Origin of the sequence: Pseudomonas sp. RW3S2 (assembly GCF_014268955.1) — a bacterium.
In the GTDB taxonomy this organism is placed as follows: Bacteria; Pseudomonadota; Gammaproteobacteria; order Pseudomonadales; family Pseudomonadaceae; genus Aquipseudomonas; species Aquipseudomonas wayambapalatensis.
Window position 1 is genome coordinate 1 of record NZ_JABWRM010000038.1, and the last position, 2,336, is coordinate 2,336.

2 protein-coding genes are annotated in these 2,336 nt (G+C 66.3%); both read left to right on the forward strand.

Annotation, left to right across the window (positions count from 1 at the left end):
* On the forward strand, nt 1–624 hold a 624-nt coding region (locus HU748_RS26100; RefSeq protein ID WP_238343469.1), incomplete at its 5' end, for a phosphopantetheine-binding protein.
* 12 nt (nt 625–636) lie between these two features.
* Nucleotides 637–2,336: condensation domain-containing protein (locus HU748_RS26105; protein ID WP_186722527.1), on the forward strand; the 1,700-nt coding region annotated here is incomplete at its 3' end.

The following is a 2,336-nucleotide window of genomic DNA, read 5'->3' on the forward strand; positions in this document are numbered from 1 at the left end:
CTGGGCGAGATCGAAGCACGGCTGATGGAGCAGGACGAAGTGCGCGAGGCCGTGGTGCTGGCGGTGCCGGGTGCCGGCGGCTTGCAACTGGCGGGTTACCTGGTGCCGAGTACACCGGTGGCGGACGACGCGGCGGCCGAGGCCTTGCGCGCTACCCTGCGCGAGCGCCTGGGTGCGGTGCTGCCGGACTACATGGTGCCGGTGCACCTGCTGCTGCTCGAGCAGTTGCCACTGAGCCCCAACGGCAAGCTGGAACGTCGTGCGCTGCCGTCTCCGGAGCTGGCCCAGGCCCGCTACGTGGCACCGCGCAGCGAGCGGGAGCAGCAACTGGCGCAGATCTGGAAGGACGTGCTGCAGGTGCCGCAGGTGGGGCTGGAGGATGACTTCTTCGCCCTGGGCGGACATTCGCTGCTGGCGACCCAGGTGATCGTGCGGATTCGCGAGCACCTGGGCATCGAGGTCCCGCTCAAGACTCTCTTCAACGCGCGGCACCTGGGCGAGTTCAGCGCGTCGGTGGAGGCGCTGGATGCGAGCAACGATCCTTTGATGGATGAACTGGCTAAATCCTTGGAGGCCCTGGAACGTTTAACAGGAGATGAGCTTGAGAAGCTAATTTCTGAGTGAAGGGGAACCGGTGTGAAAGCGTTGATTGAAAGGGTGGGCGAGCTGTCGCCGAAGGAACGCAAGGCCTTGGCGGTGATGCTCAAGCACAAGAACATCAATCTGTTCAGCGTCGCGCCGGTGTTCAAGCGTCAGCCCGAGGAACTGCAACTGCTGTCCTATGCCCAGGAGCGGCAGTGGTTCCTCTGGCAGATGAGCCCCGAGAGCAGTGCCTATCACATCAGTGCCGCCCTGAAGTTGCAGGGCGCCCTGGATATCGCGGCGCTCGATGCCAGCTTTGCCGCGCTGGTGGCCCGCCACGAAACCTTGCGCACCCGCTTCGTCGAGGATGGCGAGCAGGTGCTGCAGGTGATCGATGCGCCGAACTGGGCCGGGATCGAGCAGCAGACCTTGGCCCTCGACGATGCGCCGCAACGACGCCAGGCGCAGTTACAGGCGTGTGTCGAGGAGGAGATCCAGCGCCGTTTCGACCTGCAGGCCGGCCCGCTGTTGCGGGTCAAGCTGCTGCGGCTCGGCGAGCAGGAGCATGTGCTGGTGCTCACCCAGCATCACATCGTGACCGATGGCTGGTCGATGCAGGTGATGATCGACGAGCTGGTCCAGCTGTACGCCGCCGCTTGCGAAGGGCGGACCGTGCAACTGCCGGCGCTGCCGGTGCAGTACGCCGATTACGCCTTGTGGCAGCGCCAGTGGATGGAGGCCGGTGAGCAGGAGCGTCAACTGGCCTACTGGACCGAACGGCTGGGCAGCGAGCATCCGGTGCTCGAGCTGCCGTTCGACCATCCACGCCCGGCGGAGCAGAGCTTGCGCGGTGCCAGCCTGGAGGTGAAGCTCGAGGCGCAGTTGTGCCGCGACCTGCGCAGCGTCGCGCAGGCGCAGGGCGTCACTCTGTTCATGCTGTTGCTGGCGTCGTATCAGGTCTTGCTGTACCGCTACAGTGGCCAGCGTGACCTGCGCATCGGCGTGCCGGTGGCCAACCGCAACCGCATGGAGACCGAGCGGCTGGTCGGCTTCTTCGTCAACACCTTGGTGCAGCGCGTCGAGATCTCGGGGCAGACGACCGTGCGGGCGTTTCTCCAGCAGGTCAAGGCCGATGCCCTGGGCGCGCAGGCGCACCAGGACTTGCCGTTCGAACAGTTGGTCGAAGCGCTGCGCCCGCAACGCACCCTCAGCCACAGCCCGCTGTTCCAGGTGATGTTCAATCACCAGGGTGGCGCGGCGCTGGGCGCTGGTGGTGACGGCGCCCAGGCGTCCGGCCTGCGTATCGAAAACCTCAAGGGCGAGGGCCATACCGCCCAGTTCGACCTGACCCTGAACATTCTGGAGCAGGGCGATGCGCTGGATGCGCAGTTCACCTATGCCCTGGACCTGTTCGAGCCGGCTACCGCGCAGCGCCTGGCTCGGCATTGGCAGAACCTGCTGCAGGCGATGGTCGCCAACCTCGACTGCACGCTGGACGACCTGCCGTTGATCGCTGCCGACGAAGTGCGCGACACCCTGGTGCGCTGGAACGCCACGGCGGTCGAGTACCCGCTGGAGCACAGCGTCCAGGGGCTGATCCAGCGTCAGGTCGAGGCTACGCCAGATGCCACGGCGCTGGTGTTTGGCGAGCGTCAGCTCAGCTACCGCCAGCTCGATGCCCTGGCCAACCAGTGGGCGCACCGCCTGCAGGCGGCAGGCGTGGGCCCGGATGTGCTGGTGGGGGTGGCGGCCGA